Source organism: Flavobacterium wongokense, assembly GCF_021608265.1.
In the GTDB taxonomy this organism is placed as follows: domain Bacteria; phylum Bacteroidota; class Bacteroidia; order Flavobacteriales; family Flavobacteriaceae; genus Flavobacterium; species Flavobacterium wongokense.
This window is the reverse complement of record NZ_JAKIHP010000007.1, coordinates 19,752-35,772: the sequence shown is the minus strand read 5'-3', so window position 1 is coordinate 35,772 and position 16,021 is coordinate 19,752. Positions and strand designations below refer to the sequence as shown.

Genomic DNA, 16,021 nt, shown 5'->3' with positions numbered 1-16,021 from the left:
AATATAGATAAATTTATATTATTTGTATGTTACTTTTTTTACAGCCTTAATAACATCGTCTGCATTTGGCAACCACTCCTTCAAAAGTGTTGGCGAATATGGCGCTGGCGTATCAGCTGTAGTGATTCTTTGTACCGGAGCATCCAAATAATCGAAAGCTCTTTCCTGAACCATATACGTAATTTCGGAAGCAACGCTGGCAAATGGCCAAGCCTCTTCCAAAACAACCAATCTGTTTGTTTTTTTAACCGAATTGATAATTGCATCATAATCCATTGGGCGAACGGTTCTCAAATCGATGATTTCACATGAGATTCCTTCTTTTTCCAATTCGTCTGCAGCGATAAAAGCCTCTTTAATGATTTTCCCGAAAGAAACAATAGTCACATCAGTACCTTGTCTTTTAATATCGGCAACTCCTAAAGGAATTGTGTATTCCTCTTCAGGAATTTCTCCTTTGTCGCCATACATCTGCTCAGACTCCATAAAAATTACAGGATCGTTGTCACGGATTGCAGATTTTAATAATCCTTTCGCATCGTAAGGTGTTGACGGAACTACAACTTTCAGTCCTGGTGTATTCGCAAACCAGTTTTCAAAAGCCTGTGAGTGTGTTGCTCCCAATTGTCCTGCAGAAGCTGTTGGACCACGGAAAACCATCGGCATTGGAAATTGCCCAGCCGACATCTGGCGCATTTTCGCAGCATTATTAATGATTTGATCGATTCCAACCAAAGAAAAGTTGAAAGTCATATACTCCACAATCGGACGATTCCCATTCATTGCTGAACCTACTGCAATTCCGGCAAAACCAAGCTCTGCAATTGGTGTATCGATAACTCTTTTTGGTCCGAATTCGTCAAGCATTCCTTTTGAAGCTTTGTAAGCACCATTATATTCGGCAACTTCCTCACCCATTAAATACACCGATTCATCACGGCGCATTTCTTCACTCATCGCTTCGGCTATTGCTTCTCTAAATTGTATCGTTCTCATATAAAATTTACTTTGTATCAATTTTGGATAGCAAAAGTAAAAATTTAAAATGATAAACGGTTTTTTTTATGGTTTTTTGTGGTCAGTTTAACTGAAATTTCAAACGAAAACGATGTAAACGGTTTAAGGTAGTTTACAATCCGTGGTGCTGTGCAACCTCATTGTCAAATTCCTGTGCTTTCTGACTGAATTCGATTGCGGCTTTCGCACTTTCATTGGCCTCAAGTTCCTTTCCACCAGCGTGGTATTTCATAGCTTCCAAATGTGCTTTAGCTGCTTCCTGATGCTGTAATGCTGCGCTTTTATGGCTTTCGATAATGTCTAATGTTTGCTGATTATGTGTTTCCATGAGTTCTATGCTTTAAGGTTTTCAATTTATTGCTTTTCAGAATCATCCTCTTCAAGGTCATTGTGGTTATCGCTACCGATGCTGTATCCGTTGTTTTCCTCATCTTCACTGCCAATGTTTTCCTGTTCGTCGTCCAATTCGGAACCGGGAATATCCAAGTCGCTGCCCGATTTGTCCTGATTGAAGTTTTTTTCATTGAACTTTCCATTATCAACCGGAGATTTTATTTTTGAAGTGTCTTCAGGATCGATTTCGGTTTCTTTGCCCATACTATATATGTCTTCGCCTGGCGGATAATTTACATTCGCAGGATACGCCCTGTTTGGATTTTCCATAGTGGTGCTTTTTGATATTTTGGCTTTATTTTCCATGATATTCTAATGTTTAGTTAATTTTTCCTTCTCTTGTTTTAATTTCAATTCCTCAATGTCGGCGTCCATTTTTTCCTTTTTCATCCCAACCCTTATAAACCCAAAAAGGCTCATATAAACATTGGCAACCCACACCAGTGCAAAGATTGAAATCAGGTAACCGCGCCAGTCTTCGTATAGCAGCTGAAATCTTGTAATGCATAAAAAAAAGACTGTTACATAATGGCTGAAACAATACTCGCAGGTAAACAAATAGAAGAATTTGCGTTCCAACATCGTTTTACAGTTTTTTGATTTATCGATGCAGAATTCTCTTGGCTCCCTAAAAATCTCTTCGCGTGTTACCGTCCAGGCAACGCACGCGATTGGTATTGCCAAAACAAATAAATAGAATAGCTGTTGCGATAATTCCATAAGCTCTTATTTCTTAGACTTGCTTTTTTTACTCAATCCTGCTTCGCTCAAAGCAATGGCCACGGCCTGTTGACGTGTTTTCACTTTTCCGCCTGCACCATCTTTTCCCGATTTTAATTCGCCTTCCTTAAACTCGTGCATGACTTTTTCAATCTTATCTTTTTGTGCTTTGGTCTCTTTCATGTTTTCTAGGTTTTAAATATAATTACGAGCTAAAGCTCTGGTACCTGAAGCCCACTGAGCTTCCTCCTTTTAATTTCAAACTTTCATGATCGTATTTTTCGTTATTTACTTTCTTTTACCGGAACAATAAACAAGGGAATTTTTGCGTTTTTCAAAACGCTTTCGGTAACGCTTCCCATAACTGCCCTTTCGAGCCAATTTTTGCTATGCGACCCCAACACTATGATATTGGAGTTATATTTTACTGCTGTTTCCAAAATGATGGTGGCAAAATCGCCTTGCTCGGCAACCACTTCAATGTCTTTGTCTTTTAAATGGCTTTTTATCCGTTCCAAGAACTTATTGGACGAATCAATCAGGTTATCACTATCGGCCATATTAAAAAAATCATAACCATAAAAGCCCATAAACGGAGCAGAATCAATGCTGCTGTAATAGGTTTCGTCGGCAACGACATGCAGCAAAGTCACCTTGGCGTTCATGCTTTTAGCCAACTCATATCCCTGTTCGGCAATCTTTTGAGCCGAAAGTCCATAATCGAGTGCTATCAAAATCTTTTTCATTTTTGGATGTGTTAAAGTTGATTGATAAAATTATCTTCTAAAGGTACTTTAGAGCTACTTTTCCCGCTTTACAGGAATTATTTTTTGTGTTATACAATTGACATCTGAACGTATTGATTTTAATATATTTGCCTTAAATAATTCACTTATGGAAGATTATTACCCTGTTCCTCCCAAAAACTGGTTTCAGCGAAACTGGAAATGGTTTGTGCCAACAGGCTGCTTAAGCCTGATTATTGTGGTTGTACTTTTTGGGATTGCCTTATTTAAAGGAATCACTTCAGTAATGAAAGATTCAGATGTGTATCAACACAGCATAAGCGTAGCAAAGAAAAATAAAACTGTAAATGAAAAAATTGGAACTCCTCTTGAAGATAACGGAATGATATCAGGGAGCATTAACACATCCGGTTATTCAGGCAGTGCCCAATTGGATATTCCGATAAAAGGAAAAAAAGGAGAAGGAATTATCCATGTCGAAGCGGAGAAAAAAAATGATATTTGGATTTACCATACGCTCGATTTCTACACAAAAGGTTCGGTTACACCGATTAGTTTATTAGAGCAAAATCCATAATGCCATATTAAGCGGGAAACAATCCTACGAAATCGATGTAATACCCAAAAATATTATGCACGCATAATACATTATTCAAAATATTATTCTAATTTTGTGCTTCAAATTTTTCAACATAATACTCAATACTTATGAAAATATTAGTTTGCATCAGTCATGTTCCTGATACTACTTCAAAAATTAATTTTGTCAATGGCGATACAGAATTTGACACCAACGGTGTACAATATGTAATCAATCCGAATGACGAATTTGGATTAACAAGAGCCATTTGGTTCCAGGAACAACAAGGTGCTAATGTTACCGTTGTAAATGTTGGCGGAGCAGATGCAGAAGCAACTTTAAGAAAAGCATTGGCAATTGGTGCTAACGAAGCAATTCGTGTGAATGCCACTCCAACCGATGGTTTTTTTGTGGCAAAACAACTAGCTGAAGTAGCAAAATCTGGCGGATATGATTTGATTATCTGCGGAAGGGAATCATTGGATTACAATGGTGGAATGGTTCCGGGAATGCTGGCTTCCTTATTAGATTACAACTTTGTAAATTCCTGCACCGAACTTACTGTTGACGGTTCTTCTGCAAAAGCGGCACGTGAAATCGACGGTGGAAAGGAAACCATTTCAGCGGCTTTGCCATTGGTAATCGGTGGTCAAAAAGGTTTGGTTGAAGAAAAGGATTTGCGTATCCCAAACATGAGAGGTATCATGACCGCAAGGACTAAAGTGTTAACTGTTCTTGAGCCAGTTGCTTCAAACAACAATACCAAAGCGGTAAAATTTGAAAAACCAGCTCCAAAATCGGCAGTGAAATTATTTGCTGCAGACGATTTGGACGGATTGGTAAATGCATTACACAACGAAGCAAAAGTTATCTAATAATCAATAATTGCGTTAGGGATTGGAGCAAGTACCATGTACTGCGGAAAGCCCGGCCGAAGGCAACGCCCAAAAAATAAAAAATATCATGTCAATATTAATATACGCTGAATCAGCAGACGGAAAATTTAAAAAAGTAGCTTTCGAATTGGCTTCTTATGCAAAAACAGTGGCCGATTCATTAGGAACCAACGTAACTGCAGTTACTGTAAACGCTGATAACGTTTCCGATTTATCAAAATACGGAGTTTCAAAAGTCTTGAAAGTTTCGAATGACAAATTGAAAAACTTCAATGCAAAAGCTTACGCCGATGTTGTAAAACAGGCAGCTCAAAAAGAAAGCGCGAAATTGATTTTGCTTTCTTCAACAACCGATAGTTTGTATTTGGCTCCAATCGTAAGCATTGGTTTGGATGCCGGATTTGCATCGAATGTTGTTGGCTTGCCGGTAAGCACTTCGCCTTTCCAGGTAAAAAGAAATGCTTTTTCAAACAAGGCTTTCAACATCACTGAAATCAATACCGATGTAAAAGTATTGAGCCTTGCTAAAAACTCCTACGGATTGGTTGAAAACGCAGCTTCACTTGCGGAAGAGGCATTTTCGCCATCATTGAACGATGCCGACTTTAATGTAAAAGTAGAATCGGTTGAGAAAACAACCGGAAAAGTAACCATCGCCGATGCTGACATCGTTGTTTCGGGTGGACGTGGATTGAAAGGCCCTGAAAACTGGCATTTACTGGAAGATTTAGCGGCTTCACTTGGTGCGGCAACTGCCTGTTCCAAACCAGTTTCTGATTTAGGGTGGAGACCTCACAGTGAGCACGTGGGACAAACCGGAAAACCGGTTGCGGCCAATTTATATGTTGCTGTTGGAATTTCTGGAGCCATCCAGCACATTGCCGGGATCAACTCCTCAAAAGTAAAAGTGGTGATCAACACCGATGCGGATGCACCATTCTTCAAAGTTGCTGATTATGGAATCGTAGGTGACGCCTTGGAAATCCTTCCAAGATTAACCCAAAAAATAAAAGAGTTCAAAGCTCACAACTCATAAACCAAATTTATTAGTTCGCTAAAAGAGCCGCCAAGAAATTGACGGCTCTTTTTTTTATTTTTACGCTTTTGGAAGCAAAAACTTTTTGTTACTTTGCAGTCCATATAATTTACAATAAATTAAAAGTCAGGACACATTCGAAACTGGCTTTATACCTAAAAATAATGAGTTTAGTAAAACTAACCATAAAAGGGATTTCCTATAGTCAAACGCAGAATGGCGCTTACGCCTTGATTTTAAATGAAGTGGATGGCGAGCGAAAATTACCTATAGTTATTGGTGCCTTCGAAGCACAATCGATTGCCATTGCATTAGAAAAAGAGATAAAACCACCACGTCCTTTAACCCACGATTTGTTCAAAAGTTTTGCCGACCGTTTTGATATTGTAGTAAAACAGGTAATCATACACAAACTGGTTGATGGTGTTTTTTATTCGAGCATTATTTGCGAAAGGGATAAAATTGAAGAAATAATTGACGCCAGGACTTCGGATGCGATTGCTTTGGCATTACGTTTTTCGGCACCGATTTTTACCTATAAGAATATTTTGGACAAAGCCGGAATCTACCTCAACAATCCTGGTGAGATAGAAAGCCCAAATCCCGATGATGAAGGGGTACTTTCCACTCCGGAAACATTTGGATTGGATAGTGAAGGTAAAGACTCAACCGATGTTTACAAAAGCATGAGCCTTTCAGAATTGCACGAAGGTTTGGAAAAAGCAGTGCAGGATGAAGATTACGAAAAGGCAGCAAAGATTAGAGACGAAATATCCAAGAGAGAAAGTTAATTTGGTCATTTGTTTATTCGGTTATTTGGATTCTAATAACCAAATCCACGAATTACCGCATCCACATAAAAGATGAAGCAATATCACGATTTAGTGCGGCACGTTTTGGAAAACGGTTGCCAAAAAGGAGACAGGACCGGAACCGGGACAAAAAGTGTTTTTGGTTACCAGATGCGATTTGATTTGAATGAAGGTTTCCCAATGGTGACAACCAAAAAACTGCATTTGAAATCGATTATCTATGAATTGCTTTGGTTCCTGAAAGGCGATACCAACATTGAGTATTTAAAAGAAAATGGTGTTAAGATTTGGGACGAATGGGCAGATGAAAATGGCGATTTGGGTCCGGTTTATGGGCATCAATGGCGTAACTGGAACAGCGAGGAAATCGACCAGATTACCGAACTTATAGACACTTTGAAGAAAAACCCAAACAGCCGACGCATGTTGGTTTCAGCTTGGAATCCTTCGGTGTTGCCCGATACTTCAAAATCCTTTTCAGAAAATGTTGCCAATGGAAAAGCAGCGCTGCCTCCATGCCATGCCTTCTTTCAGTTTTATGTAGCTGATGGAAAATTATCCTGTCAATTGTACCAAAGAAGTGCCGACATTTTCCTTGGTGTTCCGTTTAATATTGCTTCCTATGCCCTATTCACGATGATGATTGCACAGGTTTGTGATTTGCAGGTTGGGGAATTCATCCACACTTTTGGCGATGCGCACATTTACAACAATCATTTTGAACAATTGGAACTGCAGTTGTCACGCGAACCAAAACCGCTTCCAAAAATGATTTTAAATCCTGAGGTGAAAAATATCTTTGACTTCACATTTGAAGATTTTACTTTAGTGGATTACGACCCACATCCGCATATTAAAGGAATTGTAGCGGTTTAAAAATCAACTATGAAAAAATCGGTGTTTTTGATGGCGCTCATTGTGCCTGCATTTATCGGATGCAGACAATCTGAAGCTGGAGCAAATGCGTCAGATAATGCGCAGGCATCTGAAAGAAAACCTGTTGAAACAGTCGCTGAAACCCATAACAAACCTGAAGATTTTGTACCAAAAGGATATGTCGTTTTTGAAAAGAACTCGGGTGATTTGAACAAGGACGGATTGGATGACTGCATCCTTATCATCAAAGGAACCGACAAAAAGAAATTTGTCCAGCATGAATACCGCGGGGAATTGGACCGAAACCGTCGGGGCATCATAGTCCTTTTCAATAAAAACAAGCAATACGAGTTAGCTGTAAAAAACTACGATTGTTTTTCTTCTGAAAATGAAGAAGGGGGTGTTTATTTTCCACCCGAGCTGGACATTTATGCCGAAAAGGGAAATCTTTATGTGCATTATGCCCATGGCAGGTATGGCTATTGGACGTACACCTTTAGATACAAGTATCCCGATTTTGATTTGATTGGGTATGATTCCAGCGACAATATGGGCCCAATGACGTTGAGTGAAACGAGCATCAATTTCTTAACCAAAAAGAAATTAGAACGCGTCAATGTCAACCGTGATGGTGAAGAAGATGGAGATGAAATATTCAAGGATACCTGGTCTAAAATAAAAAATACAGAATCTTACAAGTTGTCAAAAATCAAGGATTTTGATGAGTTCGATCTTTCCGAATTGTAAACAGCAACACCCAACTACCCACTCATTACTTTCCCCAAATTAATAATATTGCATTTTAAAATATTTTTCTTTAATTTGTAATTACAATGCTTAGTTTAAGTACTATTTATTTCTTACCCTCAAGAATCATGTCTGTCAAAGAAAAGCTTAAACACATAATAAGAAGACCTACCTTTTTGTACCATCTGCGCTTTCAACTATTGTCGAAATTTGAAACAAAGGAAAGCGTAAGCGAATTGTATTATAATGTCCTCAATCCAATTTCAGAAATCCCACAGTATTTTTTTGAGATAAATAACAAAATTTTTGCCAATCAAACCAACGAATTGAATGATTTGGAAAAGGCAGAAACCATTGCGCGCTGGATGATCAATAACATAAAAAGAGGAAGAGGCCTTGGACTGCCTTCTGAAGATACCATCAAAATAATGACTTTGGAAAAAGGTGGCGTATGCAGTGATTTTGCACAGGTTTTCAATAATTTATGCGTGATCAACAACATAAAGGTGAAAGAATGGGGATTCAAAAGCATTTCCAAAAATAAACATATCAGAGGCGGTCATTCCTTTAATGAGTTTTATTGCAAAAACTTGGGTAAATGGATTTTGATTGATACTTACAAATGCATTTTTTTCTATAAGAAGGACAGCAACATTCCGCTTTCTGTGTTTGAACTTTTTGACACCCTCAAAGAAAACGGAAAAGTGATTTTCAAAAACATTGAACCAACCTATCTAACAGACCCAATAAGGGTAAAGGACGTTTATCTTTCCTCAAACTCTGTCCCTTTTTTAATCACCAATTACCATAACAAAACGTACGATTGTTACCTGAAGAAGTTTAATTTCCTTCCGGTTTTTTTTACCCACGGAATCGTTTATTTACTGGGCAAGAGCTATAAATTTCTATTTATCCGCGAGATTTATTTTCAATCTAAGACAGAATAAAGGTTATTACAACATAAAACTATTGTAAAATGGTAAAAAAAGGAATTGTTACACTGCTACTCTTTGCTACGTTAGGCATTAAGGCACAAACCGGACTTACGGGAAGTTACGGCGACTGGAATCCTTACAACGGCAAAGCATTGACAACAGAATTAGACCTTAAACCTGATGGGACTTTCTATTTAAGAACCCCAGACTATGTATTCCCCGCGACCTTCAAGGATTTTGCCTGTATAGGAAATTGGATTGCCAACGGGAATGAAGTAACCTTAAACCCTGAACTTGAAAGAAGGGAACCCGAAGTATACATTACCGAAAAATTGATACCCTCAGACGATTCGATAACATTCAAAATAAACTATTCAATTGATTTCTACAAAGACCAAAAATTAGTAGGCAACAAAACTCCCGATTTTCAAATGCTTACCTTATATTTTGGCAAAAGAAAAAACTACACGCATCTGGTGAGGCATAAAATGGAAACAACCTGTGGGTTTGCTCCGAGGATTAGGAATCAAAAAATTGTAGATTCCACCAATACATTTAAGGTTGCAAAAAGCGATTTTAAAAAGATTGGTGTAAACGGATACGGATTTGTAAAACCGGTTGAAGTGGCAAGGTTGAATCCGATGGCAAATTATATAGAGGTAAATGTGATGCTGTCAGTTGATGAGGAACGAATGCCCAGAAGCAAGAAGGTAATCATAAAAGGAAAAAGAGCTTATTTCTATGAAATCAATGGTGAAGTCAGCACCTTTTGGCTTGAGCCGTTGTACAAAAAAGCACAAAAGGCTACGGTTGCAGCAAATACTCCTTAAATGAATTTATACCAATAAAAAATCCATCCCAAACCGGAATGGATTTCCCTAAATTTAACCAATAAACCTAACCAAAATTTACAGTGCCAATACACTGTTTTCTGCTCCGGCAAATTCATTATAAGCATAGCTGTCAGCTTCCGGGTCGTTTACGTAAACACCATCAACTAAATACCTGAACTCAAAAGAATTGTCTTTTGGTAAATCAAAAGTAGCTTTGAAAGTTCCTGTTTTTAATTTTGACAATGCTCCTTCTGATGGATTCCAGTTATTGAAATCTCCAACTACTGCTGCTGCATTTGCTTCTTTTGCCTCGATTGAAAAGGTAACTTTAACAACCGGTTTTGTTTTTATAACTTGTTTCTTGATAGCCATAACTAATTCATTTATAGATTACTGAGGCAAAGTAAAGCAATAGTTCAATACGATTTACAAGCCAAATCACTTTTGAGAATATGCTAAAAACTAAGCCAATTAAGAAGAAGATATATAATTTAAACGTCCATAAATTTTATATCCTTGATTAAGAAAACGATTTCGAACGGCGATATCTTAAAAACGGATTTCGCCGTTTTAAAAATAAATTTTACCTTTAAGGCACAAATTTCGTCTTATGGAGAACAATCAACATGAATTATACGAATATGCAAGGAATCGGATCAAACAAAAAAAACGTTTGTTCATCCACTTGATTGTATTGGTCATTGGGAGTGTTTTTTTATTCACTGCCAACCACTTACTGAACTTCCATGACGAAACCAATTGGTGGATTTGGGTGGTTGCTGTTTGGAGCTGTCTTTTTATTTTCCATAGTATCAAGGTCCTGGTTACCGATAGTTTTATGAATAAGAATTGGGAACGCGCCCAAATAGACAAATTGATGCTGAAACAAACCAAAAAGATTGAAAAACTGCAAAACGACCTGGACAATTCAAAACCAACCGCAGAATGATTACACTTATTGCGGCTGTTGCCGAAAACAATGCCCTTGGCAAAGACAACCAACTGCTTTGGCATTTACCCGATGATTTCAAAAGATTCAAAAGCGTAACAACCGGACACCATATCATTATGGGACGGAAAACCTTTGAAAGCTTTCCAAAACCTTTGCCAAACAGAGTCCACGTAATCATAACACGCCAAAAATACAATGCTCCTGAAGGCTGCATTGTGGTGGATTCCTTAGAAAAGGCAATAGCGGTTTGCCCAAAAAACGAAGAGACCTTTATTATTGGCGGCGGTGAAATTTACCAACAATCCATCGCAATTGCCGACAAATTGGACATCACCAAAGTGCACCATCTCTTTGATGCCGATACTTTTTTCCCGGAAATCGAGTCCAATGAATGGGATTTGGTTTATTCGGAACTGCACCACAAAGATGAAAAACATCTTTACAGCTTTAGCTTTCAGACTTATTTGAGAAAGTAGCAAAGTAGCAAAGTAGCAAAGTAGCAAAGTAGCAAAGTAGCAAAGTAGCAAAGTAGCAAAGTAGCAAAGTAGCAAAGTTAAATTGGCTTGATTCAAGACGATACAATTTTTATATTTTTTTGAAAACTCTGCAACTTTGGAACTCTGCAACTTTGAAACTCCAAAATAACTTTGAAACTCTTATATTTGTCGAAAATTAGCGAATGCCAAAGACAATCACTCCATATAAAGACTCATCATTAGGTAAAAAGGAACAGGTTACCCAGATGTTTGATAACATTTCGGGAAATTATGACGGCCTCAACCGTGTTATTTCTATGGGTATTGATGTAAAATGGAGGAATAAGGTTGTAGCGCTTGTTGCCGAAAAAAATCCGGAAACGATTTTGGATATTGCAACCGGAACCGGAGATTTGGTTATTTTGATGTCAAAAACCGCAGCCAAAAGAATTGTAGGTCTCGACATTTCGGCGGGAATGCTTGAAGTGGGAAAGAAAAAAATCGAAAAGGCCAACCTGAGCGATAGAATCGAAATGGTTTTGGGCGACAGCGAAAACATACAGTTTCCCGATAATTATTTTGATGCAATTACCGTTTCCTTTGGAATTAGGAATTTTGAAGACCTTGAAAAAGGTTTGGCAGAGATTTACCGTGTTTTGAAACCCGGAGGAATTTTTGTGATTTTGGAAACTTCGGTTCCTACCAAATTCCCATTCAAACAAGGTTATGCTTTTTACACCAGATTCATTTTGCCGGTCATTGGAAAAATTTTCTCCAAAGACAATAAAGCTTATGGGTATTTGTCTGAATCGGCAGCGAATTTTCCCTTTGGCGAAAATTTGAACAATATTTTGAGGAAAATTTCGTTTATAGAATGTAAAGCCATGCCACAAACATTTGGCGTTGCTACAATTTACACCGCAACAAAGAAATGAATTTGACGTTTTTCAGTAATCCTACCAAAAAAATAGTTGTCCTAATCCTGCTATTTTCAATACACGCCAAAGCTCAATTGGGTAAAAGCATGTTTACCAAAGACCCTATCATTAATCTGGAGAATTTTGATAAACAACGGGTTTATTGGGGTTATTATTTAGGATTCAGCAGCTTTGATTTCAAGACCGATTTGAAAAACAACCCTGATGCCATGCACAATATTGAAGTAAAAGGCCATACCGGATTCAATGTTGGTTTGGTTGGAGTGCTCCGTCTTCAGGAATATATCGAACTGCGTTTTGAACCAGGATTATATTATGCCAGCCGAACCATTAATTATTCGGAGTTTCCGGATAACGAAAGGGATGGCGTACGTGAAGTAAAGGCAACCTATATTGATTTCCCTTTGATTTTGAAATTTTCATCGTTGCGAACCGGAAACGTAAGGCCTTACCTTCTTGGCGGATTATCGACAACGTTGAACCTTTCGAGCAATGCCAAATCAAAAGACGGGAATGAATTGCAGAAATTCAGGGTAAACCAGTGGACGACCAATTATACAATGGGTTTTGGTGTTGATTTGTATTTTGAATACTTTAAATTCTCACCTTCCATCCGTGGTGTTTTTGGTTTGAAAAACGAACTGATTCCCGACGCAGACCCCAACAGTCCGTGGACCGGAAATATCGAATCATTGAAAACACGTGCGGTGCTTATCAATTTTACCTTCCACTAAGATCTTCTGAACTCGCTAAGGAAAATTGCGGTTGCAGTGGCTACATTCAGGCTTTCCGTTTGCTGGATATCGCCAAAACGCGGAATCGCAATTCGGTTTTTGATGCTTTTTTCCAAACTTTCGGAAATTCCGTTGGCTTCATTGCCCAATATTAGAATTGCTTCTTTGGGCAGATTTTCATTATAGACATTTTTGCCATCCATAAAGGTTCCAAAAACAGGAAGTTGGGTTTCAGCAATAAATTGACCCAAATCGACATAATTGACATTAACCCTGGTTATAGAACCCATTGTAGCCTGTATCACTTTCGGATTGTACACATCCACAGTTTCTGTAGAGCACACTAATTGTTTGACGCCAAACCAATCACAAAGCCTGATGATGGTTCCCAAATTCCCCGGATCGCGAATGTCATCCAAAGCTACAATCAAACCCTTTGCCTCGATTTTGTTTTCCTTTGGGATTTGAAAAACAGCCAGGCACGAACTTGGAGAGCTCAGTACAGAAATGCGTTTCATATCGGCTTCCTTTACCACTGTTTTTTGAGTGTCGCCAACCTGGTCAAAAATAGCATCGGTTACGAATAAATGATCGAGTACAAAATTTGATAGTAACAATTCCTGTATTACTTTTACACCTTCGGCAATGAACAATTGATGCTCATTTCGGTATTTTTTTAGTTGAAGGCTTGTAATTAGTTTTATTTGGTTTTTACTAACCATAAAATAATGTACTTTTGAATTAAATATTTCGCACCACTTGAAAAAGAGTCTCACAAAAATATCATTATTTATTCTAATTGGCGTAATTATCTTTGGATGTAACACCACAAAAAAAGTTCCGAACGGAAAAAGCCTTTTAACCAAAAACAACATTTACGTTGATGGTAAAAAGAATAATGTTGAGGATGTTTTCAATCAGTTGTACCAAAAGCAAAACAGTGACATCCTTGGATATCACCTGCGTTTGAACCTTTATAATCTCGCCAAGGAAAAAACAGATTCCATTTACCGTGCGAAATTTAAAAACAATCCTAAAAAATATGCCCGAAAAGTCAAGTGGCTTTCCAAAAAGCAGGTCAAAAGATTGGGTCAGTCCTTTTGGTATTCCGGGATTCATAATTTCCTCAGGAAGACCGGAGAACCACCAGTAATCCTTGATACCATCAGTACCAAAAAATCGCTGCGCCGTTTGAAATCCTATTATTTCAACCGTGGTTATTTTGACGTAACAACCAAATATAAAATTGATTCTATTGGCCCAAAAAAAGTAAAGCTGAAGTACAACATTGCGCTCGGAAAGCCTTATATCATTGACACGATAAACAGTTACATTTCGAGCAAGCCGTTGGATTCGATTTATCAGTTGAGGAAAAAAAGCTCCTTCATCAAAAAAGGAAAACGTTTTGAAAGCAGTGATTTTGATGCTGAGAAAGCAAGGATTACTGAAGATTTCAGGAACAATGGTGCATTCCGTTTCCAGCAAAACTATGTGACTTATGATATTGACAGCCTGAATCCGGATCATCGTGCGAATGTTGATTTGGTTATTGAAGACGAATCCATTCGTGTGGAAGACAGTTTGTACAGCGTTCCTTTTGAATTGTACAAAATCAATAAGGTCAACATTTACACCGACCACAGTCCAGCGAATCAAAACCTTCCGATAAAGGACAGCACCACTTATAAAGACTTTACGCTCTATAGTGTAAACAAATTGAAATACCGTCCAAAGGCTTTGACTGATGGTATTTTTGTGAGCAAAGGCAATTATTTTTCAGACAACCGAACGGCGCTTACCTCGAAATACCTTAGTAATCTTAAGGTTTTCAATTATCCGTTAATCCAATACATTCAGGATCCAAAAGACAAAAATGGACTCATTGCCAATATTTACCTGTCGCCGAGGAAGAAATATACGTTTGGTTTTTCTACCGATTTTACGCATTCCAACATCCAGGATTTCGGGATTTCGGGAAATACCTTTTTGGGAATCCGGAATGTCTTTAATGGCGCGGAAACTTTTGAAATTGGATTCCGTGGAAATATCGGTGCCTCAAAAGATTTGGCCAATCCGAACAACAATTTTTTCAATATATCCGAAGTCGGTGTCGATGCCAAGCTGAACTTCCCGCGGATTTTCATGCCTTTCAAAACGGATAAAATCATTCCGAAATACATGATTCCGTTTACGACCATCAATGTCGGTTATTCCAAACAGACGAACATTGGACTGGACAAACAGAATTTCACCAGCTCATTGGTATACAATTGGACACCAAGAAAAGGAACCAACTATCGTTTTGACATGTTCAATGTGCAGTTTGTGCGCAACATTAATCCGGGTAATTATTTTAATGTTTATAATTCTTCGTATAAGGTTCTGAATCAGTTGGCGATTAACTATGGTGCCAATCCCAATTATTTTGAAGATGGATTTTTAACGATTAATGAAGGTGTCGACAATTTCCTGTCGGATGTTCAGAATGATGTGATTAATCCTTCCGCTACTGATGAAAAAGCAATCAAAAGTATTGTGGAGCAACGCGAACGACTTACTGAAGACAACCTGATATTTGCTACAGCACTAACCTTTACCAAAACCTCGCAAAAAGATTTATCCGATAATACTTTTTACGCCATCAAGGCCAAAGTGGAATCGGCAGGAAACTTAATTTCGCTATTGACCACAGCTTCGCAATTGGGCCAAAACGGCAACAAGCAGGCCTTTGGCGTAGAGTTTTCGCAATACATCAAAACCGAATTTGAATACATCAAGCATTGGGATCTGACCCGTAAAAAAGTCCTGGCTGCCAAAGCATTTGCAGGTGTGGCAATTCCGTATGGCAACTCCAACAGCATTCCGTTTTCGCGAAGTTATTTTGCAGGAGGAACCAACGACATCAGGGCTTGGCAATCGTATAATTTAGGACCGGGAAGCACGGGTTCCTTACAGGATTTTAATGAGGCGAATATGAAACTGCTCTTCAGCACCGAATTCCGTTTTGGGATTTTTGGGCAGTTGAACGGAGCGTTCTTTGTGGATGCCGGAAACATCTGGAATGTCAGTGATATTGTGGAGACTCCTGAAGCCAAATTTACAGGTTTGGAATCGTTGAAGAATATTGCTGTCGGATCTGGTTTTGGGTTCCGATATGACTTTAATTTCTTTGTCGTACGTTTGGATTTAGGCTTCAAAACCTACAATCCGGCCAATGCTGAAAACAATAAATGGCTTAAGGAAATGCGCTTTGACAAATCGGTCATAAATATTGGAATTAATTATCCTTTCTAAAATTAGAAATTATTATTTTTGTACACTTAACTTAAA

General features: G+C 38.2%; 21 protein-coding genes. 13 read left to right on the top strand and 8 right to left on the bottom strand.

Features of this window, described 5'->3' with window-relative positions; genetic code table 11:
* Positions 1-18 precede the first annotated feature (18 nt).
* The 6 genes from L1S31_RS13455 to L1S31_RS13430 all read right to left on the bottom strand — a co-directional run bounded on the left by L1S31_RS13455 (position 19) and on the right by L1S31_RS13430 (position 2,876).
* Complete coding sequence (locus L1S31_RS13455) at positions 19-996, bottom strand: pyruvate dehydrogenase complex E1 component subunit beta (RefSeq protein ID WP_236465276.1); 978 nt, start codon at positions 994-996, stop codon at positions 19-21.
* 133 nt (positions 997-1,129) lie between these two features.
* Entirely contained in the window at positions 1,130-1,345 is a 216-nt protein-coding gene (locus L1S31_RS13450) for a hypothetical protein (RefSeq protein WP_236465275.1), read from the bottom strand.
* 26 nt (positions 1,346-1,371) lie between these two features.
* A complete protein-coding gene (locus L1S31_RS13445; RefSeq protein ID WP_236465274.1) occupies positions 1,372-1,716 on the bottom strand; it encodes a hypothetical protein in 345 nt (114 codons plus the stop codon).
* Positions 1,717-1,722: 6 nt separating this feature from the next.
* Entirely contained in the window at positions 1,723-2,130 is a 408-nt protein-coding gene (locus L1S31_RS13440) for a hypothetical protein (RefSeq protein ID WP_236465273.1), read from the bottom strand.
* Between the two features lie 6 nt (positions 2,131-2,136).
* Positions 2,137-2,313 (bottom strand): DUF6496 domain-containing protein, encoded by a 177-nt coding sequence (locus L1S31_RS13435; RefSeq protein ID WP_236465272.1) that lies wholly within the window; start codon positions 2,311-2,313, stop codon positions 2,137-2,139.
* A gap of 101 nt (positions 2,314-2,414) precedes the next feature.
* Positions 2,415-2,876: a universal stress protein gene (locus tag L1S31_RS13430; protein ID WP_236465271.1), complete on the bottom strand. Its 462-nt coding sequence runs from the start codon at positions 2,874-2,876 to the stop codon at positions 2,415-2,417.
* 148 nt (positions 2,877-3,024) lie between these two features.
* Here L1S31_RS13430 and L1S31_RS13425 point away from each other — a divergent pair, with 148 nt between their 5' ends.
* The 8 genes from L1S31_RS13425 to L1S31_RS13390 all read left to right on the top strand — a co-directional run bounded on the left by L1S31_RS13425 (position 3,025) and on the right by L1S31_RS13390 (position 9,588).
* Complete coding sequence (locus tag L1S31_RS13425) at positions 3,025-3,453, top strand: cytochrome c oxidase assembly factor Coa1 family protein (protein WP_236465269.1); 429 nt, start codon at positions 3,025-3,027, stop codon at positions 3,451-3,453.
* A gap of 131 nt (positions 3,454-3,584) precedes the next feature.
* Positions 3,585-4,331: an electron transfer flavoprotein subunit beta/FixA family protein gene (locus L1S31_RS13420; RefSeq protein ID WP_236465268.1), complete on the top strand. Its 747-nt coding sequence runs from the start codon at positions 3,585-3,587 to the stop codon at positions 4,329-4,331.
* An 88-nt stretch (positions 4,332-4,419) separates the two neighbouring features.
* The gene (locus L1S31_RS13415) at positions 4,420-5,388 is read left to right on the top strand and encodes an electron transfer flavoprotein subunit alpha/FixB family protein (protein WP_236465266.1); all 969 of its coding nucleotides are present in this window, start codon (positions 4,420-4,422) and stop codon (positions 5,386-5,388) included.
* Positions 5,389-5,552: 164 nt separating this feature from the next.
* Positions 5,553-6,179, top strand: coding sequence for a bifunctional nuclease family protein (locus L1S31_RS13410; protein ID WP_236465265.1), 627 nt, complete (start codon positions 5,553-5,555; stop codon positions 6,177-6,179).
* 72 nt (positions 6,180-6,251) lie between these two features.
* Complete coding sequence (locus L1S31_RS13405; protein ID WP_236465263.1) at positions 6,252-7,076, top strand: thymidylate synthase; 825 nt, start codon at positions 6,252-6,254, stop codon at positions 7,074-7,076.
* A gap of 9 nt (positions 7,077-7,085) precedes the next feature.
* Positions 7,086-7,823, top strand: coding sequence for a hypothetical protein (locus L1S31_RS13400; protein ID WP_236465262.1), 738 nt, complete (start codon positions 7,086-7,088; stop codon positions 7,821-7,823).
* A gap of 128 nt (positions 7,824-7,951) precedes the next feature.
* A complete protein-coding gene (locus tag L1S31_RS13395; protein ID WP_236465261.1) occupies positions 7,952-8,770 on the top strand; it encodes a transglutaminase-like domain-containing protein in 819 nt (272 codons plus the stop codon).
* Between the two features lie 29 nt (positions 8,771-8,799).
* Positions 8,800-9,588: a hypothetical protein gene (locus L1S31_RS13390; protein ID WP_236465259.1), complete on the top strand. Its 789-nt coding sequence runs from the start codon at positions 8,800-8,802 to the stop codon at positions 9,586-9,588.
* Positions 9,589-9,666: 78 nt separating this feature from the next.
* Here L1S31_RS13390 and L1S31_RS13385 read toward each other — a convergent pair whose 3' ends face one another.
* Positions 9,667-9,963 carry an isoamylase early set domain-containing protein gene (locus L1S31_RS13385; RefSeq protein ID WP_236465258.1) on the bottom strand — a complete coding sequence of 99 codons (297 nt, stop codon included), beginning with the start codon at positions 9,961-9,963 and terminating at the stop codon, positions 9,667-9,669.
* A gap of 238 nt (positions 9,964-10,201) precedes the next feature.
* Here L1S31_RS13385 and L1S31_RS13380 point away from each other — a divergent pair, with 238 nt between their 5' ends.
* The 4 genes from L1S31_RS13380 (at position 10,202) to porT (ending at position 12,691) form a co-directional block, all read left to right on the top strand.
* Entirely contained in the window at positions 10,202-10,540 is a 339-nt protein-coding gene (locus L1S31_RS13380; protein WP_236465256.1) for a 2TM domain-containing protein, read from the top strand.
* The gene (locus L1S31_RS13375) at positions 10,537-11,019 is read left to right on the top strand and encodes a dihydrofolate reductase (protein WP_236465255.1); all 483 of its coding nucleotides are present in this window, start codon (positions 10,537-10,539) and stop codon (positions 11,017-11,019) included. The genes L1S31_RS13380 and L1S31_RS13375 overlap by 4 nt, the downstream gene beginning before the upstream one ends.
* Positions 11,020-11,222: 203 nt before the next feature.
* Positions 11,223-11,954 carry a bifunctional demethylmenaquinone methyltransferase/2-methoxy-6-polyprenyl-1,4-benzoquinol methylase UbiE gene (gene ubiE / locus L1S31_RS13370; RefSeq protein ID WP_236465254.1) on the top strand — a complete coding sequence of 244 codons (732 nt, stop codon included), beginning with the start codon at positions 11,223-11,225 and terminating at the stop codon, positions 11,952-11,954.
* On the top strand, positions 11,951-12,691 hold the full coding sequence (gene porT, locus L1S31_RS13365; RefSeq protein ID WP_236465253.1) for a type IX secretion/gliding motility protein PorT/SprT: 741 nt from the start codon (positions 11,951-11,953) through the stop codon (positions 12,689-12,691). The genes ubiE and porT overlap by 4 nt, the downstream gene beginning before the upstream one ends.
* On the opposite strand, the gene L1S31_RS13360 is transcribed toward porT, so the two are convergent.
* A complete protein-coding gene (locus tag L1S31_RS13360) occupies positions 12,688-13,413 on the bottom strand; it encodes a TrmH family RNA methyltransferase (protein ID WP_236465252.1) in 726 nt (241 codons plus the stop codon). The genes porT and L1S31_RS13360 overlap by 4 nt on opposite strands.
* A 37-nt stretch (positions 13,414-13,450) precedes the next feature.
* Between L1S31_RS13360 and tamL the strand changes: the two genes are divergently transcribed.
* Positions 13,451-15,985, top strand: a complete 2,535-nt coding sequence (tamL, locus tag L1S31_RS13355) for a translocation and assembly module lipoprotein TamL (RefSeq protein ID WP_236465251.1) — start codon at positions 13,451-13,453, stop codon at positions 15,983-15,985.
* Positions 15,986-16,021 lie beyond the last annotated feature (36 nt).

What these genes read in the sequence shown, in the direction of transcription:
- L1S31_RS13455 (WP_236465276.1), bottom strand. Translation starts at nt 996, where the DNA reads ATGAGAACGATACAATTTAGAGAAGCAATAGCCGAAGCGATGAGTGAA.
- L1S31_RS13450 (WP_236465275.1), bottom strand. Translation starts at nt 1,345, where the DNA reads ATGGAAACACATAATCAGCAAACATTAGACATTATCGAAAGCCATAAA.
- L1S31_RS13445 (WP_236465274.1), bottom strand. Translation starts at nt 1,716, where the DNA reads ATGGAAAATAAAGCCAAAATATCAAAAAGCACCACTATGGAAAATCCA.
- L1S31_RS13440 (WP_236465273.1), bottom strand. Translation starts at nt 2,130, where the DNA reads ATGGAATTATCGCAACAGCTATTCTATTTATTTGTTTTGGCAATACCA.
- L1S31_RS13435 (WP_236465272.1), bottom strand. Translation starts at nt 2,313, where the DNA reads ATGAAAGAGACCAAAGCACAAAAAGATAAGATTGAAAAAGTCATGCAC.
- L1S31_RS13430 (WP_236465271.1), bottom strand. Translation starts at nt 2,876, where the DNA reads ATGAAAAAGATTTTGATAGCACTCGATTATGGACTTTCGGCTCAAAAG.
- L1S31_RS13425 (WP_236465269.1), top strand. Translation starts at nt 3,025, where the DNA reads ATGGAAGATTATTACCCTGTTCCTCCCAAAAACTGGTTTCAGCGAAAC.
- L1S31_RS13420 (WP_236465268.1), top strand. Translation starts at nt 3,585, where the DNA reads ATGAAAATATTAGTTTGCATCAGTCATGTTCCTGATACTACTTCAAAA.
- L1S31_RS13415 (WP_236465266.1), top strand. Translation starts at nt 4,420, where the DNA reads ATGTCAATATTAATATACGCTGAATCAGCAGACGGAAAATTTAAAAAA.
- L1S31_RS13410 (WP_236465265.1), top strand. Translation starts at nt 5,553, where the DNA reads ATGAGTTTAGTAAAACTAACCATAAAAGGGATTTCCTATAGTCAAACG.
- L1S31_RS13405 (WP_236465263.1), top strand. Translation starts at nt 6,252, where the DNA reads ATGAAGCAATATCACGATTTAGTGCGGCACGTTTTGGAAAACGGTTGC.
- L1S31_RS13400 (WP_236465262.1), top strand. Translation starts at nt 7,086, where the DNA reads ATGAAAAAATCGGTGTTTTTGATGGCGCTCATTGTGCCTGCATTTATC.
- L1S31_RS13395 (WP_236465261.1), top strand. Translation starts at nt 7,952, where the DNA reads ATGTCTGTCAAAGAAAAGCTTAAACACATAATAAGAAGACCTACCTTT.
- L1S31_RS13390 (WP_236465259.1), top strand. Translation starts at nt 8,800, where the DNA reads ATGGTAAAAAAAGGAATTGTTACACTGCTACTCTTTGCTACGTTAGGC.
- L1S31_RS13385 (WP_236465258.1), bottom strand. Translation starts at nt 9,963, where the DNA reads ATGGCTATCAAGAAACAAGTTATAAAAACAAAACCGGTTGTTAAAGTT.
- L1S31_RS13380 (WP_236465256.1), top strand. Translation starts at nt 10,202, where the DNA reads ATGGAGAACAATCAACATGAATTATACGAATATGCAAGGAATCGGATC.
- L1S31_RS13375 (WP_236465255.1), top strand. Translation starts at nt 10,537, where the DNA reads ATGATTACACTTATTGCGGCTGTTGCCGAAAACAATGCCCTTGGCAAA.
- ubiE (WP_236465254.1), top strand. Translation starts at nt 11,223, where the DNA reads ATGCCAAAGACAATCACTCCATATAAAGACTCATCATTAGGTAAAAAG.
- porT (WP_236465253.1), top strand. Translation starts at nt 11,951, where the DNA reads ATGAATTTGACGTTTTTCAGTAATCCTACCAAAAAAATAGTTGTCCTA.
- L1S31_RS13360 (WP_236465252.1), bottom strand. Translation starts at nt 13,413, where the DNA reads ATGGTTAGTAAAAACCAAATAAAACTAATTACAAGCCTTCAACTAAAA.